General features: G+C 34.7%; 10 protein-coding genes. 1 reads left to right on the plus strand and 9 read right to left on the minus strand.

Annotation, left to right across the window (positions count from 1 at the left end):
- Positions 1 to 21: 21 nt before the first annotated feature.
- The 9 genes from FND99_RS08270 to FND99_RS08310 all read right to left on the minus strand — a co-directional run bounded on the left by FND99_RS08270 (position 22) and on the right by FND99_RS08310 (position 15,958).
- Positions 22 to 2,250 (minus strand): glycoside hydrolase family 3 N-terminal domain-containing protein, encoded by a 2,229-nt coding sequence (locus FND99_RS08270; protein ID WP_144337501.1) that lies wholly within the window; start codon positions 2,248 to 2,250, stop codon positions 22 to 24.
- 14 nt (positions 2,251 to 2,264) lie between these two features.
- On the minus strand, positions 2,265 to 3,689 hold the full coding sequence (locus FND99_RS08275) for a glycoside hydrolase family 30 protein (protein WP_144337502.1): 1,425 nt from the start codon (positions 3,687 to 3,689) through the stop codon (positions 2,265 to 2,267).
- A gap of 2 nt (positions 3,690 to 3,691) precedes the next feature.
- On the minus strand, positions 3,692 to 4,531 hold the full coding sequence (locus tag FND99_RS08280) for an endonuclease/exonuclease/phosphatase family protein (RefSeq protein ID WP_144337503.1): 840 nt from the start codon (positions 4,529 to 4,531) through the stop codon (positions 3,692 to 3,694).
- A gap of 85 nt (positions 4,532 to 4,616) precedes the next feature.
- Positions 4,617 to 6,359 carry a cellulase family glycosylhydrolase gene (locus tag FND99_RS08285; protein ID WP_144337504.1) on the minus strand — a complete coding sequence of 581 codons (1,743 nt, stop codon included), beginning with the start codon at positions 6,357 to 6,359 and terminating at the stop codon, positions 4,617 to 4,619.
- Positions 6,360 to 6,397: 38 nt separating this feature from the next.
- Complete coding sequence (locus tag FND99_RS08290; protein WP_144337505.1) at positions 6,398 to 7,873, minus strand: glycoside hydrolase family 30 protein; 1,476 nt, start codon at positions 7,871 to 7,873, stop codon at positions 6,398 to 6,400.
- A gap of 25 nt (positions 7,874 to 7,898) precedes the next feature.
- Positions 7,899 to 9,368 carry a glycoside hydrolase family 30 protein gene (locus tag FND99_RS08295; RefSeq protein WP_144337506.1) on the minus strand — a complete coding sequence of 490 codons (1,470 nt, stop codon included), beginning with the start codon at positions 9,366 to 9,368 and terminating at the stop codon, positions 7,899 to 7,901.
- 91 nt (positions 9,369 to 9,459) lie between these two features.
- Positions 9,460 to 10,911, minus strand: a complete 1,452-nt coding sequence (locus tag FND99_RS08300) for a glycoside hydrolase family 30 protein (RefSeq protein WP_144337507.1) — start codon at positions 10,909 to 10,911, stop codon at positions 9,460 to 9,462.
- Positions 10,912 to 11,327: 416 nt separating this feature from the next.
- Positions 11,328 to 12,833 (minus strand): RagB/SusD family nutrient uptake outer membrane protein, encoded by a 1,506-nt coding sequence (locus tag FND99_RS08305; protein WP_144337508.1) that lies wholly within the window; start codon positions 12,831 to 12,833, stop codon positions 11,328 to 11,330.
- A 14-nt stretch (positions 12,834 to 12,847) separates the two neighbouring features.
- Complete coding sequence (locus FND99_RS08310; RefSeq protein ID WP_144337509.1) at positions 12,848 to 15,958, minus strand: SusC/RagA family TonB-linked outer membrane protein; 3,111 nt, start codon at positions 15,956 to 15,958, stop codon at positions 12,848 to 12,850.
- A gap of 345 nt (positions 15,959 to 16,303) precedes the next feature.
- Between FND99_RS08310 and FND99_RS08315 the strand changes: the two genes are divergently transcribed.
- Positions 16,304 to 19,174 carry a triple tyrosine motif-containing protein gene (locus tag FND99_RS08315; protein ID WP_144337510.1) on the plus strand — a complete coding sequence of 957 codons (2,871 nt, stop codon included), beginning with the start codon at positions 16,304 to 16,306 and terminating at the stop codon, positions 19,172 to 19,174.
- Positions 19,175 to 19,201 lie beyond the last annotated feature (27 nt).

The raw sequence follows: 19,201 nt of genomic DNA on the forward strand, positions 1-19,201 counted from the left end.
CAATTTTTAAATAGACTTTTACTATTCTACTAATTCAAAGTCTGCTCTAAGTTTTATATCTGCTGACGAAGCTCCAATCATTACTTCAAAATCACCAGGTTCTGCGCCCCATTCTAATTTATTATTATAGAATGAAAGTTTCTCTTTATCAATTGTAAACTCAATTGTTTTATATTCGCCTGCATTTAATTTCACCTTTTGAAAATCTCTTAATTCTAAAACTGGACGAACTACAGAACCAAATTTATCTTTCAAATACAACTGAACAACTTCTTCTCCAGCAACTTTTCCAACATTTGATAATTGGAAAGAAACCTTAATTGTTTCGTTGCTTTTGATTTTTGTTGAAGACAATTTCAAACCTGAATAATCAAATTTTGTATAGCTCAAACCATATCCGAATGGGAATTTAGGTGAGTTTTTCAAATCAATATATGCCGAAACATAATTTTTTGAGTCTTCATCTTTAGCTGGTCTTCCCGTACTGAAATGATTGTAGTAAATTGGAATTTGACCAACTTCTCTTGGGAAAGTCATAGGCAATTTTCCAGACGGATTATAATCTCCAAATAAAACATTAGCGATTGCATTTCCAGCCTCAGTTCCTAACCACCAAGTGTAAACAATTGCTGGAACGTTATCTGCAGTCCAGTTAAAAATAAGTGGACGCCCAGCATTTACTAAAACCACAACCGGTTTTCCAGTTGCCTGAATCGCTTTTACTAAATCTTCTTGAACACCTGGCAAACCAAGATTACTACGGCTTTTTGCTTCACCGCTCATATCGCGTCTTTCACCAATACTCAAAATAACAACATCCGCTTGTTTTGCAGTTGCTACCGCTTCGGCAAAACCATCTTTATTGTCTCCGTCAACATCACAACCTTTTGCGTAAAGCAATTTGGTATTTTTACCTACTTTATTCTGCAAACCATCCCATTGTGAAACTACCCATTTATCATAATCCACATCTGGCAATTCAACCGACCAAAATCCCATATTGGCTTTGTATTCTTTCACCATTGGACCAATGAAAGCAATCGTTTTTAAGTTTTTAGAAAGTGGCAACGTTTGGTTTTCATTCTTTAATAAAACAATACTTTTTTGTGCCACTTCAAGAGCAGCTTTTCTGTTTTCAGGATTAGCCAAAACTTTCTCAGCTCTCTTTTCATCTGAATATCTGTATGGGTCGTCAAATAATCCTAATTCAAATTTTTTGCGTAAAATACGTTTTACAGCATCATCGATCAAATCAACAGAAACTCTACCTTCTTTTACTAATTCTGCTAAATTTTTACGGTAAGCGTTACTTTCCATATCCATATCACTTCCAGCAGTAATCGCCGAATAAGCAGCTTCTTTAAGATTTTTTGAGTAACCGTGCGCTACCATTTCGCCAATTGAACCCCAGTCTGAAACTACGAAACCTTGAAAATTCCATTTTCCTTTTAAAATATCACGCTGTAAATGTGCATTTCCTGTTGCTGGAATTCCGTTTAAGTCATTAAATGAATTCATAAATGTTGCCGCACCAGCATCTAAAGCCGATTTGAACGGAGGCAAATACGTTTCAAGCAACATTCTTTCGCTCATATCAACTGAGTTATAATCTCTTCCGCCAACACCTGCGCCATAAGCAGCAAAGTGTTTTACGCAAGCCATAACAGAGTTTAAATCTCCAAGTTTATTTCCTTGAAAACCTTTTACACGTGCGTAAGCGATTTTAGAACCTAAGTAAGTATCTTCTCCAGCACCTTCCATTACTCTTCCCCATCTTGGATCGCGACCAATATCAACCATTGGCGCAAATGTCCAGTGAATTCCGCTTGCTGCCGCTTCTGTCGCTGCAACTCTTGCCGCCAACTCAATTGCTGCTAAATCCCAGCTCGCTGCTTCGGCTAACGGAATTGGGAATGTTGTTTTATAACCGTGAATAACATCCTGACCAAACAGCAACGGAATTTTTAAACGAGACTGCATTGCCAATTCCTGATATTGTCTGGTATATTTTGTTCCAATAATATTCAGCATCGAACCAATCAAACCTTGTTTGATTTCTGCTTGTTTGTTTGGGTTGATGGTGATAGGCCCTGTTGCCTGATTATCACCAGTATATTGGTTAAGCTGACCTATTTTTTCTTCAATAGTCATTTTCTTCAACAGATCATTCACTTTCTGATCTATTGTTTCTTGTTGAGCAGCCGCAAAAAACGAAACCATCAACAAGGCAAATGTGGTTAATTTCTTCATGAATTTAATTTTGATTACCAAACGTAAGTTGCTACTGCACCAGCGTTTAAAGTAGTTGAAATTTGTTTTTGATTGTATTTGATATTGAATGTTTCTGCAGCAGTTCCATCATTTTCAACAATTACAACAATTTGTCCTGATGGCGTTTTGAAAGCTACATTATGTAAATTTCCAGCAATATTACTGCCGATTCTTACTGAACCTTCTGGAACAAATTTTGAAGCGTGGCCAATAATATAATACCCAACTTCTCTTTTAATATTCTGATTTTGGTCAATCATTAAAGCACCTTTACAAGTAGAACATCCGCCTGGCGTAAATGGTTTGTAATTTTCATCATTTGCCAATCCCCATGAAAGTGCGTTTTTGCTCCAATTTCTCATTGAACCAATTACCACATTTTTTACACTCCATTTCAAATCATTTTCAAAACTGCTTTTTGAACCTGTATATTGTTCTGTAAAGTATAAATCTTTGTTTGGAAATGCATCGTGAACTTTAGTCAAAGCACTGATATCCCCTTCATATAAGTGAAATGCAGAACCCGTCACAAACGGATTTGCTTTTGCGTCTTTTAAAATAGTCAAAGGATATTCTGGCTTATTGCAGTTATGATCGTAAACAATAATTTTAGTTTTGATTCCTGCTGCTTTGAATGCTGGTCCTAAATTATTTCCAACAAAATCTGCCTCCTGTTCTGCCAGCATCAGCAAACTTGGATTGTTCCCTGGATGCAAAGGCTCGTTTTGAGGCGTGATAGCATCAATAACAATTCCTTGTGCTTTCATTGCTAGAATATATTTTACAAAATATTCAGCATACACCTGGTAATATTTTGGTTGCAAACTTCCACCTTTTGTATTTCCATTATCTTTCATCCAAACTGGAGGCGACCATGGAGAACCCATAATTTTTATTTTCGGATTTATTGCTAAAATCTCTTTTAAAACTGGAACTACGTCTTTCAAGTCTGGTCCAAGATTGAAGTGTTCTAATTTCAAATCTGTTTGGCCTTCTGGCATATCATCATACGAAAAAACTGTTTCATTCAAATCAGAAGCACCAATACTGATTCTTAAATAACTTAGACCAACAGCATCATTTTTTCTAGAAAAAAGCTCTTGAAGCAATGCTTCTCTCTTTGCCTTATCTAATTTCAAGATACTCTGAGCACTTCCTCCTGTCAATGCAAACCCAAAACCTTCAATGGTCTGGAATTTTTGAGAAGCGTCAACCAAAATGGTCTGATTCGAATTCGCATCTGAATTGAAAACCAAATCTGGTTGTTTTTTCAATTTCGATGTTTCGTCTGTGGTCGTAATCCAAGATTCAGCTTTTCCAGAATTGGAAGCTGTGCTTTTTGAAGAACCGCATTTTATTTGAACTGCAATTAATGGCAGCAAAAGTAAAATTTGAAGTTTTTTGTTGATGTTTTTCATTTTTAATCTACTTCTATTAAAACAGGTAAATGATCTGACGGATATTTTAAATCTTTAGAATCACTTAAAACTGCATGTTTATAAATCTTTAGTCCGCTATTTTTTGAAACAAAAATGTAATCAAGCAATAAGGTTACAGGTTTGTCGTGTTTAAAATCATTGAACGTTCCAGATGGCCCAAAAGGTTTTTCGATCGAAATATCTTTTGTATCATCCATTACTTTTTTTACTGCCGCAATTTGTTTCGTGTCTGGCTCTGCATTGAAATCTCCCATTAAAAAAACAGGATATTTTTTTGTATTTACTGCTTTAATTTTCGACAAAACAAGTTCAACACCCTTCGTTCTAGCAACTTCGCCTGTATCATCCAAATGCAGATTAAAGATATAAAACACTTTTTTTGTTTTTAGATCTTTAAAAAGACCGTATGTACAAATTCTATAATAAGCAGCGTCCCAGCCTTTTGAAATTACATCAGGAGTTTGTGAAAGCCAAAATGTATTGGAGTCTAATAATTGAAAACGGCTTTTTTTGTAATAAATCGTACACGCTTCTCCTTTTCCAACGCCTTCTCTCGCAATTCCGAAATTTTGATATTCTGGCAAAGCCGAAACTATATCGTTAACCTGATTTGGAGTCGCTTCCTGAACTCCAAAAATATCAGGACTGTAAAACTGTATTTGAGATGCAAAATAATCCTTTCGGTTTGGCCACGCATTTTCTCCATCTGAAGAAATATCCAAACGAACGTTATAGGTCATAATCTTTACATTCTGACCAAAAAATGAACCCGTTGCAAAAAGTAGAAATACTACTAAAATAATTTTGTTTATCTTTTTCATGCTTTAAAAAATTTTAATCTGTAAAGCTAGCGTTTACGGGACTTTAAAGAAAAAAACTTATTTAAAAGTTATGTTAATTGTGCTTTTATTTTTTTGCCTTAGTAAAATCCAAATAATTTAAATTGAAGCCTCCTTTTTCAAAAACAGCTTTAATTTTATTTGTTCCAGCTTGCAATTCTACATTAGATAAAACAATCGTTTTCCATTTGTCATTTCCACCAGTTGCAGGAAGGACAATCGATTCTGATTTTTTTCCATCAGCAGTTTCAAAATGAAGTTTTCCTTCTGCTTTTTCACTCGAATAACGAATTGCAACTTTGTATTTTCCTTGTTTTTCAACTTCAGATGTAAACTGCAGCCATTCTCCATCTTCGATAAAAGAAACCTGATAACCATTTGATCCTGAATCTTTACATGGCAAAATGTCAACACCGTCATTTCTCATGGTATTTCCTTTATTCCATTGGTCAAAATTTCCAGTTTCAACTCGGTAGTTTATAAAATCTTTATCAGAATAAGCATATCCGTTTGTCCCTAAATCATATTGCGTTGCTGCAATTTTCCCAGGAATAACATGCTTTTTATACGGTTTTGTGTCGTTTGTTTGAACTTGTCTAAACATTGCATCAACTACATCTGGCTTAACGGTTACGTTTTCCATTTTGTAATTATCAGCCATTTTCATCAGCGTTTTCTTTGCAAATTCTGGAGTTGGTTTTTGTCCGCCGTCTTTCCAGTATTTCAATAAAACATCATATTCTGGAATTTTTGTCACCGAAGTCACGCCTGCAATATTTTCGATTTTTTTCATTGGCCAAAAAGCCCAGCCAATGTTGTTGCCTTCAACCAAAGTCAAAACATCTTTAAACCAAACATTTGAGTTTTCTCCGCTTTCTCCTAACCAGATCGGCACATTGTATTGCTTTCTATAATCCAGCATTTTTTGAATCGAACCTACGGTATTATAGTTCCAATATTTATGAAAACTCAATGCCATATTTTCATCCCATAAAGGAAAAATTCCGTTGTAGTTATTACCCCAGCAATTTCCTTCGATAATAACCAAGTGATTAGGATCGACTTCGCGAATCGCTTTTGTAACTGCAACCATCAGATCTCTCAAAGGCCCGTTTGAATTTTCGTCACAGCCGTTTTTATTAGTTCCGGTAAAATTCCAGTTTGGTTCATTTATAATGTCGTAACCGCCAATCCACTGATTATCTCTGTAGCGAGAAGCCAGTTTTTTCCATAAAGCAATCATTTTTTTCTGATTGGCTTCACTGTTCCAAAGTGATGGTTTTGTAGTATCATAATCCGATATCGCAGCATCATTTCCTTGACCGCCCGGAGCAGCATGCAAGTCTAAAATCAGGTACATTTTATTTTCGGCACACCATTTCGCCAAATTATCTGTCATTGTGAAACCTTCTTCTAAAAAAGTAATTTCACCATTTTTCTCTTCTTGAATTGATGGCGTGTATAAATTGTAATGCATTGGAAGACGAACCGAATTGAAACCCCATTTTGCCAATGAATCGATATCACGTTTCGTAATTCCGTTTGCTTTATAAGCGGCATAAAACTCTTTCGTTCCTTGCTCACCAACAACGTCTTGAATTTTTTGCTTGATTTGATATTGCGGACTAGCGAATGGCTGTGTTTGCAACATATATCCTTCTTGAACCATCCAACCGCCAAGACCTAATCCTCTTAAAATGATATTTTTGCCGTTTCCATCAACAATGTTTTGACCATCTCTATGTAAAAAACCTTGTCCATATGAAGCAACAGCAATTAAAAAATGTGCTGCAATAATTATTTTTTTCATGTTGAAACCGTATTAATTCTGAATTTTAAATTGTCTTATTATTTCCAAGTAAATGTTCCTACTGATCCACCATCAAGCGTAACAGCAACCCATTTATCCTTGTATTTAATATTGAACATTTCCATATCAGATCCGTCGTTTTCAACAATTAAAACCTTAGATCCTGTTGGCGTAACAAAAGCCACGTTTTGAAGATTACCGCTAATGTTGCTTCCAATTCTAATAGAACCAGCCGGAACAAATTTTGATGCATGCGCAATGATATAATAAGCAACATTTCTCTGAAAAGTTTCACTCGATGTTACTGTCAAAGCACCTTTACACATATTACAGCCTCCTGAAGTATGTGGTTCAAAAGAACCGTTGTTGGCTAAATTCCATTCTAGAGCATTCTTGCTGTAATTTCTCATTGAACCGATAATTACATTTTTAAGATGCCATTTTAAATCACCTCCAAATTCACCTGTTGATGATGTCCATTGTTCCGTGAAATAAACATTTTTTGTTGGAAAAGCATTATAAACATCTGAAAGCGCCGTAATGTTTCCTGCATACAAATGAAATGCAGAACCGTCTACGAAAGGTGATGCATCAGCATCAGCCAAAACAGTTTTTGGATAACTTGGAACATCGCAATTGTGGTCATAAGCAATAATTTTTGCTTTAATTCCTGCCACTTTAAAAGCAGGTCCCAAACTTGTTTTTATAAAATTTGTCTGCTCCACATCAGACATATACATACTTGGGTTATTTTTATCATTCAGAGGCTCATTTTGAGGCGTTACGGCATCAATTGTAATTCCTTCCGCTTTCATTTGCTGAATGTATTTTACAAAATATTTAGCATATACATCATAATATTGTGGTTGTAATTTTCCGCCAGTAAAACTGTCTTTATCTTTCATCCAAATTGGTGCCGACCATGGAGTAGCCAGAATTAAAATCTTCGGATTGATCGCTAGAATTTCTTTCAAAAGAGAAATTACTCCGGCTTTGTCTTTATCCAAACTGAATTTTGTTAAATCCATATCTGTTTCTCCTGTTGCAAGATCATCGTACGTAAAAGGCGACGCATGTAAATCTGACGCACCAATACTGATTCTGATATAACTTATTCCGATTGAGTTTTCGCCTGAACCAAAAAGTTCCTGTAAAAGAGCACTCTTTTTTGCTGGAGTCATTTGATTGATCACATCAGCACTTCCTCCTGTTAGCGTATATCCAAAACCATCAACCGTTTGATATTTTATTGCTTCGTCTACTACAATATTTTGAAATGTATTGTAAGTAGTTCCAAATCCTAATATTCCTGTTTGTTTAGCCAAAAGAACACTTTGATTGCCTTTTGTCAGCCAAAAATCAACATCATTTGTTACTGTCACTGGCGGCGTTACAACTGGTGGCGTTACAGGCGCAGGATCAGTCACATCGTTTGAAGACGAGCATTTTACTTGAGCAAATATTGCTGTAGCAAAAAACAATGCTTTTATTGTGGTTTTAAAATTGAGGTTCATTTTATAGTTTTTTAGTTAGTAACAGCTAGTAAACAATTGTCTGAATAGCGTGTGCAGGAATAGTAATAGTGGTTTTTAAAGTGTTGCTGGTTAAATTGTATACAACATCTTTGTCGGTTTGGTTCATTACAATAGTGGCAATTTTTCCGTCGGTATTTTTAAATGACGTACTCAAAAGGGTTTTATCACTAATGGTCTGTGTTATGCGTTTTGCATTCGAATGAATGAATTTTGAGAAATGTCCAATATAATAATACATTGGCGTATATATCAATTCATCTTTTGTAACATCGGCGTGAATTGGCGCAAAGCAAAAATTGCCAACGTGGTTTGGACCGCCATTTTGGTCAAGAAGAATATTCCAATCTGTCCAGCCTACGGTTCCGTTATTGAAATCATTAATCATATTAAGACCGTAACGTTCAGCATTTCCCCAAAACTGAAATCTTGAAGCATCAAATTTTTCAATGCAACCTTCAGTAAATAAAAGTCCTTTATTTGGGAAAGCTTTATGCACTTCGCCTACACTTTCAAATCTAGGCGGTCCGCCGCTCCACGTTTCGTACCAATGAAATCCAATTCCCCAAGCAAATTTTGAAACTTCAGGATCAGAGAAAACCAGATTGGCACGTTTTTCAAGCATTTCGCCTCGGTTGTGATCCCAAATAATTACATTTTTTGATCCAAGTCCTTCTTTTTGTAAAGTTGGTCCAAGAAAATTTTTCAAAAAGTCTCTTTCGGCTTCCGGAGTATAGATGCAAGATTCCCATCTTTGTTTTGCCGCTGGTTCATTTTGAATGGTTAGTCCCCAAATTGGGATACCTTCTTTTTCGTATGTTTTTATGAATTTCACATAGTAATTTGCCCATGACTGAGCAAATTCCGGCAATAAAACGCCGCCGTGCAAAATATCGTTATTGTCTTTCATGAAAGCTGGGGGACTCCATGGACTAACAAATAACGTTAATTTCCCGCCGGCTGTTTCGATTGCTTTTTTTAGAAGTGGAATTCTGTATTTTCGATCGTGGTCAATATTGAAGGTCTTCAATTCTTTGTCGCCTTCAGCAACATAAGTGTAACTGTCGCTGCTAAAATCACAGCTATGAATGTTGGTTCTAGCTAATGTATAGCCAATTCCTTTATTTTTATCGTAGTAAGCAGTTAAAAATTCCTGTTGTTTTTTTGGCGATAATTTGGCAAAAACTTCTGCACTTGCGTCTGTAATTGCCCCTCCAATTCCGAGGAAAGTTTGATCTGTATGTTCAGGATCTACATTAATAGAAACTGATGAAGTTGTTTGTTGTGATGTGTTGTTTGCAATTAAATTATTCGATAATGATAATTTAAAATTGGTGTTTTCGGCCGTAGTATAGACCTGTATTTTTTTATTTGATTTAGAATCAGAAACCGCAGAAGCGCCTGCAATTTTTGATGAATTACAACTTATTTGCAGTAATAGTATTGGGACGATTAAAATGCTGCTTATGGCTTTCATTGTACTTTTAAAAAAACGATTTAATTTAGAAAAAGTAAATTGAGGGTCAATTTGGATGATTCAAATCAACCCTCGGGATTTACAAATGATATTAATATACAAGTGTTTGTATAGCATGCGCAGGAATCTTAACTACAGTCTTTTCAGCACCTATAATTAAGTTATAAGTAATCTCTTTGTCTGACTGGTTCATGACAACTGTTGCCATTGTACCATCAGTATTTAAAAATGAAGTACTCAATAAAGCACTTCTGCTTACTGCAGTGCTAACGCGAACTGCATTTAAGTGAATGAATTTTGAAAAATGTCCGATATAATAATAAGACGGCGTGTAGATCAATTCACCTGTTGTTGTGTCTGCGTGAATTGGAGCGAAACAAAAATTACCGACATGATTAGGACCTCCATTTTGATCCAATAGAATATTCCAATCTGTCCATCCTACTGTTCCATTATTAAAATCATTAATCATTGAAATACCGTATCTCTCGCCATTGCCCCAAAACTGATATTTTTTGGCATCAAATTTTTCAACACAACCTTCAGTAAATAAAAGTTTTTTGTCTGGATACGCTTCGTTTACTTTTCCAACATTGTCAAACATCGATGATCCGCCAGACCAGTTTTCATACCAGTGAAAACCCATTCCCCAAACATATTTTGAAGCTTCTGGATCAGAATAAATAACATTTGCTCTGTAATTCATCAAATCACGATTGTGATCCCAAACAATTATTTTTACATCGCCTAATTTTTCTTTTTTCAAAGTTGGCCCCAGGAAGTTTTTGATAAAATCTCTTTCGGCTTCGGCAGTATAGATGCAAGATTCCCAAGTCTGAACCGCCATTGGCTCATTTTGAGTTGAAGTTCCCCAAATCGGAATTCCTTCTTTCTCGTACTCTTTTATGAACTTGGCATAAAAATTAGCCCAAGTCTGATAATATTCAGGCAATAATGTACCGCCTTTTAGAACATTTTTAGTATCTTTCATGAAAGCATTTGGTGACCAAGGAGCAACATAAGTTGTTAATTTTCCACCTGCAGTCTGAATGGCTTGTTTGATCAACGGAATACGAAATTGTCTGTCATGCTCAATAGAAAATGTTTTTAAATCCTTATCTCCTTCTTTGATATAAGAATAGCTTCCACTGCTAAAATCAGAACTCTGAATCGTTGTTCTTAGCAAAGAATAGCCAATACCTTTTTGTTTATCGTAGTAAGCATTTAAGAATTCTGTTTGTTTTTCTTTTGAAAGCTTGGCAAAAATTTCAGCACTCGCGTCTGTGATCGCACCACCAATTCCCATAAAAGTCTGAAACTTTTTTGATGGCTCAACAAAAACAGAAGATTCAATTTCAAGAGGCTGTTTTGATGCTGAAAAAGTTAAATTATCTGTAGAAGTTAGTCTTAAATTAGAATTCTCAGCAGTCGTATATACGGTTACTTTTTTCCCGTTGGTTGTAAATTCTTTTTTTGCTTTGGGCTGGGCAAAGGCAGCCACTGAAAACAAAAAACATAGAATTTTTAAACTATTATTTTTCATTCTTTCCTTTTTATTAAATTCTAAATACAAGTTCTCAGAAAACTCGCTTTCTGACAGCTTAAGGAAGGATTTAAAAAATAGCCCATACTCATAACGATTATGGGCTATTTACAACCAAACTTAAACTTAACTTAATCTTTATTATTTTCTGCGTAATTCCACGCCTTTCATTGTGATAGCACTAGGAGCAATTTCTCCATCGCATCTAATCACTAAATAAATTTTTCCTGTTTTAAATTTATAACATCACTGCACCAGCAACTAATAAATGAAGCATTTGCTTTGAAGCAATCATAGTATTAAGATTGCATTTTTACTGCAGTTTTATAGGGCATACCTAATGCTAAAGCTAGCATTAGGCATACACTCTTTTAAATTTATATTAGGTTTTATTCCTTTTTATTGTTTAATCCTAATTATTGATAGTTAGGATTTTGTTTCAATTTAGTACCATTAAGTTCAGTGTATGGTATTGGGAAAATCTCATCTGTACCAGCGTTGAAACCTCTGTCAGATAATGCAGCAGCTGCATCTCCCCATCTTACTAAATCGAAGAATCTGTGTCCTTCACCAGCCAACTCCATTCTTCTTTCGTTTTTGATAGCGTCTAAAGTTACAGGAACTGATGCCAAACCAACTCTAGCTCTAACAGCGTCAAGCAATGCTTGCGCTCTTGGTCCAGAACCTAATGCTTCAGCTTCCATTAAGTACGTATCAGCAAGTCTGATGATGTAAGAATCTTGTTTGTAGTTTAACTCAGCAGCACCTCCACCTGTACGAACATCACCTGTTCTTGGAAGGAATTTGTTCAAGAAATAACCCGTATCTTGGTAACCACCGATATAATCTGCTTGACCAGCAGCTTTTAGTGCTTTTACGTCAAGAATTGTAGCAGCAAAACGTGGATCGTTTTTCATGAAATCATACAATTTTTGAGTAGGAACACTAAAACTCCATCCTGATGGAAGATCTGGCGCACCGTTTCCTTTTTTAGAATAACCTCTAGGTCCAACCATAACGTTTAATGAGTTTCCTTCATCTCTTCCAGAACCCCAGAAATCCCAGTTTGAGTTACCAGCACTAGAGTGCGAAACTTCAATTAATGACTCTGCGTTGAATTTGTTAGCAACTACCCATAAATCATTGAAATTAGCAAGCAATTTATTTCCGTATTGATTTGTTTGTCCTGGAGTACCATTTACTTGAGCTAAAACTGCAGCAGCTTCAGGTTTCTTATTTTCAAATAAATATACTTTTCCTAGTAATGCTTGTGCAGCACCTTTATTAAATCTTCCACCCTCAGTAGCTACATCAACAGTATTTGGCAAAGCAGGGATTGCTTCAAGCAAATCTTTTTCGATTTGTGCGTAAACTGCCTCAGGAGTAGATTGCTCTGGATCATAAATTGTTGCAGTGTTTAAAGGCTTCAAGATTAGAGGAATGTTTTTAAACAATCTCACTAAATTGAAATAGTATAGTGCACGAAGTGTTTTTGCTTCTGCAATAAATCTGCTTTTCTTATTATCATCCATAGTTGCAGCTGGGATCTTTTCAATCAAAATGTTTGCTCTAGAAACACCTTGATAGTGATCACTCCAGAAACTTCCTGGAATTATGATTGATGTAAGTGAATGCGTAGAGAAGTTTTGAATTCCAGTTCCATCTGTTGGACCTCCACCACCAGCATAGAAATCATCAGATCCAGCGTTCATCATTGCTACCATGTTCTCAAAACCACCCGTATTTTTTCTAATCGGATCGTACGTTCCAATCAAAGCAGCGTAACACTCTGATTCGTTAGAAAAGTAAGTACTTGTGTCAAATTTTCCTTGCGGGTCAATGGTTACGAAATCTTCAGAACAAGATCCTAAAGCTGCCATTGCCAAAGCAATATATATATATTTAAAATTTTTAGTTTTCATAATTCTTTAATTTTTTAAAATTGAATGTTTGCACCAAACAGTATAGATCTAGCTTGTGGATAAACTCCTTTATCTACACCATAAACCTGACCTCCAATTTCTGGGTCATATCCAGTATATTTAGTGAACGTGATTAAGTTCTCTCCTGTTAAGTAAAAACGAACTTTATCAGCACCAATTTTAGATGATATAGCGCTTGGCATAGTGTAACCAAACTGAACGATTTTTAAGCGTAAGTAATTTCCATTTTCTAAATAAAAATCAGACATGTTAGTGAAGTTTTTATTTGGATCATTATTACTCAATCTCGGATAATCATTTGAAGTTCCTTCTCCAGTCCAACGGTCTAAAGCTTTTGTTTGGTAATTTGCATTCAAGATATCAAGTCTTCTTAAACCTTGGAAAATTTTGCTTCCTGCAGATCCTTGAGTAAATGCCATGAAATCAAAGTTTTTGTAATCTAAATTTACAGTAAGACCGAAAGTGTATTTAGGCAAGTTAGTTCCTAAGAATTGTTTGTCATCATCAGAGATAGCTCCGTCACCATTTGTATCTACCCAACGGAAATCCCCAGGTTTAGCATTTGGTTGAATCATTCCTCCTGACGCATTTTTGTAAGCAGCAACTTCAGCAGCATTTTGGAAAATTCCTGCTGTTTTGTAACCATAAAACTCGTTGAATGAATGTCCTACTTGTGTTCTTGTTACAGGTCCCATAGATTGGAAAGTAGCGTCTCCAACAATATAATTTGTAGATGAACCTACATAAGTGATTTCATTTTTCAAATAAGCAACGTTACCGTTAACTCCTAAGTTAAACTCACCAAGTCTTTTCTTGTAGCCAAGTTCAATCTCGAAACCACTGTTGTTCATATCTGCAATGTTAGCAGAAGGTGCGTCAACAACTCCTACGTAACCAGGAATAACAACATTTCTTAAGATTCCTTTAGTTGTTTTTTTGTAGTAATCAGCTGCAAGCGTGAAATCATTGAAAAGTTTTGCATCAAGACCAACAGTTGTTTGTGCAGTTTCTTCCCAACCTAAATCTGGGTTTGGCAAAGTAGAGTTTCCATAACCAGTTGTAATGTTTCCAGTATTTCCTACTGCATAGTTATAACCTCCAACAACTAACGCTCTATATTTGAAATCATCGATGTTATCGTTACCAACAACTCCGTATCCTCCACGTAGTTTTAATGTATTAACTACATTGTTTTCTTTCCAGAATCCTTCTTTTGAAATAACCCATCCTAAAGAGAATGAAGGGAAAACTCCGAATTTTTTGTTTTCACCAAAACGAGTTGATCCATCACGACGAACGATTCCAGTGAAAAGGTATTTCTCCATATAATCGTAGTTTCCACGTAAGAATAATGAAGCTAATTTGTGCTCAGTCTTATCACTTGTTGTAGTTGATCTGTCTGTTTGAGGAATATCAAAGTTCCAAGAAGCATCTTTATAGCTTGAAATTGGTAATCCAAACATTGTAGTATTAACAACAGTACCAATATTTTCAACATAAGCACCTTGTCCAGCTAATACATTTACACTATGATTTCCAAATTTATTAGAGTAAGTTAAAATGTTTTCAAGAGTCCAAGCAAATGATTTCTCATTGTTTTGATTGAAATTGTTTCTATCAGCTTTAACGTTAGGATTCAAGAAGAAAACTGGCGTGAAAGCTTGGCTACCCCAGTAAGCTAATTTACCACCAAGTGTAGTTCTGAATTTTAAGTGTTTAGTGATGTTAGCCTCTAAATAAGCATTCCCTACAAAATCATCAGACCAGTTATAACCACCTAATCTAGTTTGAGTATATGCTAATGGGTTGCTCATCTCTTGTTGCACTAAAGAAGAAATACCGTAAGGGTTTCCGTTTGCATCTCTAATTACATTTGGATTTGTATAGAAACCTGTGCTAGTTTTAGCAGGATCTGTTTCAACTAATGGAGTAAGAGGGTCTAAGTTGATTGCAGAACTTAAAGGTCCACCAAACTCACTGTTTGTGTTTCCAAGTGAAGAAGATTTTTGGTGTGTATAACCAAAAGTTTGACCGAAAGTAAAGTACTCAGAAATTTTGTGAGTAGAGTTTAAACGGAAATTTTTCTTTGTATAGTTAGAAATATCAGTTGTAACAATACCATCTTGATCTTGGATTCCAAAAGAAGCATAGAAAGTAGATTTTTCACCACCACCGCTGAAGCTTAATTCGTGTGTGTATCTGAAAGCTGATTTATTAAAGATTGCATCTTGCCAATCAGTACCTTTTCCTAAAGATGATGGGTTAGGATATTTAACTGCACCACCGTCTGCTACAGATTTTTCATTCATAATAGTTGCATACTGCGTAGCATCAAGCATATTTAATACTTTAGCTGGAGCAGATACTCCTGCAAATCCGTTATAGTTTACAGAAATTTTACCAGATTTACCTTTTTTAGTAGTAACCAAGATAACCCCAGTTGCAGCACGAGTACCATAAATTGCAGCAGAAGCAGCATCTTTAAGTACCTCGATAGATTCGATATCACTTTGATTGATGAAACCAATTGCACCAGCATCTACTGCAATACCATCAATTACCCATAGAGGATCATTTCCACCTTCTCTGAAAGTAGTTATACCTCTAATACGTACCTTCGAAGCTGAACCTGGCTGTCCAGAAGTAGATGCAACAGAAACACCCGCTACCCTACCTTGTAAAGACTGCTCAACACGTCCGTTTGGTACTTTTTCTAAATCTGCAGCTTTTACACTAGAAATTGCTCCAGTAACTACTGATTTCTTTTGAGTACCGTATCCAACAACCACAACCTCATTTAATGTTTGTGATTCTGGTTTTAATTGAAATGTGATTTTTGTTCTTCCGTTTACAGCTTCGCTAACTGGGCTGTAACCAATAAAAGTAACTGTCAAAACACCGTTTGACGGAACTTGAATCTGGAATTTCCCATCAAAGTCTGATGCAGTAGACTTTTTTGTACCTTTTAATACAATTGTTGCACCAGGAACTGGCATTCCACTCTCATCATTTATCATCCCGTTTACTGTGACATCCTGAGCCACAGCTATAACCGAGAATAACAGAGATGAAATACAAAAAATAAGTAATTTTGTTAATTTCATTTTTCTAAAAATTTTGGTTAATTAATTAGTAATTTGATGCAATAATAATGTTATTTTTTTACTATCAACAAGTAAAATTCACTACAAAAACACATCAAAACAAAATTTTCAACATTACAAAAACACATCATTTTTTTTTTAATACACTGTAAATATGTATTTTAAAAATAAAATTTAAGATGTTATCGAAATGTTAATTATAAAAATAAACACTACAGTTGTATAAGATTGCTTATTTTTATGAAGAAAACAGCTTTCTACAACGAGATAGTAGTAGAAAACATATTATAAAACACTACAAACAAGGCATTTAAGCATCAAAATTTAAAAATTCGAAAAATTTTTATGAAATTGACAAAATCATATTTTATTATTACTTTTTTTACATTATTCACAATCAATTTTTTTGGTCAAGTTAAAAACATAGGGCTTCCAGATGTAAGAAATTACAAACGAAATGAATATAAAGGAGGAACTCAAAACTGGAATATTGGACAGGACAAGAACGGAAACCTCTATTTTGCAAATAATAATGGACTTTTACAGTTTGATGGATCTTCTTGGAGAAAATATCCACTTCCAAATTTAACTTCTGTACGATGTCTAAAAATCGCCGACGATGGGAAAATTTTTGTGGGTGGTTATAATGAGTTTGGTTATTTTAAACCAAACGAAAAAGGCAGACTTCAATACATATCATTATCTAAACAAGTTGACAAAAACAAAATCAAAATAATTGACTTCATCTGGAAAATTCACACATTCGGAAATCAGGTGATTTTTCAATCTTTTGCTAGAGCCTATATATTTAAGGATAACAAACTGACGATTTTAAAAGCTCCTAAAAGATTTCAGTTTTCATTCATGGTAAATAACAAACTCTATTTTCAAGACATTGAAAAAGGGATATTAGAATATAAAAATGGAAAGCTATATTCACTGCCAAATACAACAAGTTTTAATAATACCGAGATTTGGGCGATGTACAGCCTATCAAAAAACAAAATATTAGTTATTACATTAGAAAAAGGTCTATTTATTTATGAAAACAACACAGTTACACCCTGGAATACAGAAGCTAACAATTTTGTCAAAAAGAACAACTCTTTAGGTGGTGTAACGATAAACAATAATTTTATCGTTTTGAATTCGGTTTTGGACGGAATTGCAATCTGCGATTATAACGGAAAAATTATTCAGCATTTAAATCGAAAAAAAGGCCTACAGAACAATACAGTTTTAACTTCATTTATAGACAACAAAAACAACCTTTGGCTTGGGCTTGACAACGGTATTGCGTTTGTAAACGAGGGTTCTCCTTTTACATACTTTGGATTTAGTTATGATATTAGTACAGTTTATGCATCTGTCGTACATCAAGGAAATCTTTATGTAGCAACAAACCAAGGTGTTTTTTATCATGTGTGGAACACTAGTTTCAAAGAAGATACTTTTAAACTTGTTGAAGGGACAACGGCACAATCTTGGAATGTACAAATTATTGACAACGAGCTTATTTGCTCTAATAACCGTGGCGCATTGGTCATTTCAGGAGGAAGAGTAACCAATGTTATAGATACAAAAGGATATTTCGGATTTAAAAGTATTCCAAATCATCCCGGTTATTTCATTGGCTCTAATTATGATGGTTTTGCTATTTTCCAAAAAACAGCAAACGGATTAGTACATAAAAATCAGGTTATTGGCTTTGATAAATCTTCAAACAGTTTTGAGCTTGATGATTCGTATTTATGGCTTAAAAAAGACGAATCTATTTATCAAATGAGATTGAGTGATGATTTGACACGTTTTTCTTCAATCAAAAAAATAAATCATCTCACACCACAGTATAAAAACATAGGAAGTATTCAAAAAATTGATAATCAGTTGTATTTCCAAACAAACAATCACTTTTTCAAATATTCTAAAGAGCAAGATTTGTTTTATGAAGACAAAAACATGTCGAAATTATTCAAAAATATTCCTGTAATTAACAGTTTAAGCGAGGATTCGCAATCTAACTTATGGTATGCTTTTGATGAGTCACTCGGTGTTTTAATGAAAAAGAACAATTACTACACTAATATTGTTGCGCCATTCTCAAATTTAACTGGTAATTTAGTCAGTAATTATCTTTCTGTCAATACTATTGATGCAAATAATATTTTTATCGGATTAACTGACGGTCTTGCACATTATGACCCAGAATTGCTCAATAATTTTGTTACCAAACCAAAAGCTTTCATTAGAAGTTTTTCGTTTCCTGGCGACACTATAATTTTAGGAAACAATCAGAATAAAATTGAAAATATCCGAATTCCTTATTCATCAAATCATGTGCGATTTACATTTTCTTCTCCAACCTATGAAAACCTAGAAAATGTTGAATTCTCGTATCAATTAGAGCCTTTTGATGACAAGTGGAGCAATTGGTCAACAATTTCCATAAAAGAATACACCAATCTTCGCGAGGGAGAGTACACAATGAAAGTAAAAGTGAGAAACAGCTACGGTATTCAATCGGAGCCGTCGACGATATCTTTTACAGTTTCCCCGCCGTGGTACAGACACTTTTTAGCTTTAATGATTTATTTTATTTTAATCATAATTGCTATTTACGTGATTTCTGACCGAATTAAAATGAAAATCAGAAAAAACAAATACTACGAAACAATTGAACAAAGAAGATTATATCTTGAAAAAGAATCAAAAATTAGACAAGATCAATATGATCTTGAAAAAGAAATCGAAAAACTGAAAAATGACAAACTTCAAATCAAGATTCTAGCAAAAGATAAAGAACTTGTCAACAACTCTTTACAGGTTGTAAAGAAAAATAAAATTTTAAACGGAATTATCCACAAATTAAAAGAAATTGACGTTGAAGCGCTCGATGAATCAACTAAATTTCAAGTCAGCAAACTCAATAAGAGCATTGTGAAAGAAGTAAATACAGATAAAAGCTGGAAAGACTTAGAGAAACACATTAAAAACGTTCATTTTGAATTCTTGAAAAGGCTCAAAGAAAAATATCCAACTATTTCACCGCGCGAGCTCGATTTATCAACTTATTTGCTGATGAATATGTCAACCAAAGAAATTGCCGAAATCATGAACATTTCGACAGGAGGAGTTGAATTAGCCCGATATCGTCTTAGAAAAAAACTCGGACTGAATAAAAAAGAAAATCTTATTGGATTCTTAATGAGTATATAAAAAAGAGAGCCATTCGTTAACGTGAAT

The organism is Flavobacterium daemonense (assembly GCF_007341385.1).
GTDB classification, from domain to species: Bacteria; Bacteroidota; Bacteroidia; order Flavobacteriales; family Flavobacteriaceae; genus Flavobacterium; species Flavobacterium daemonense.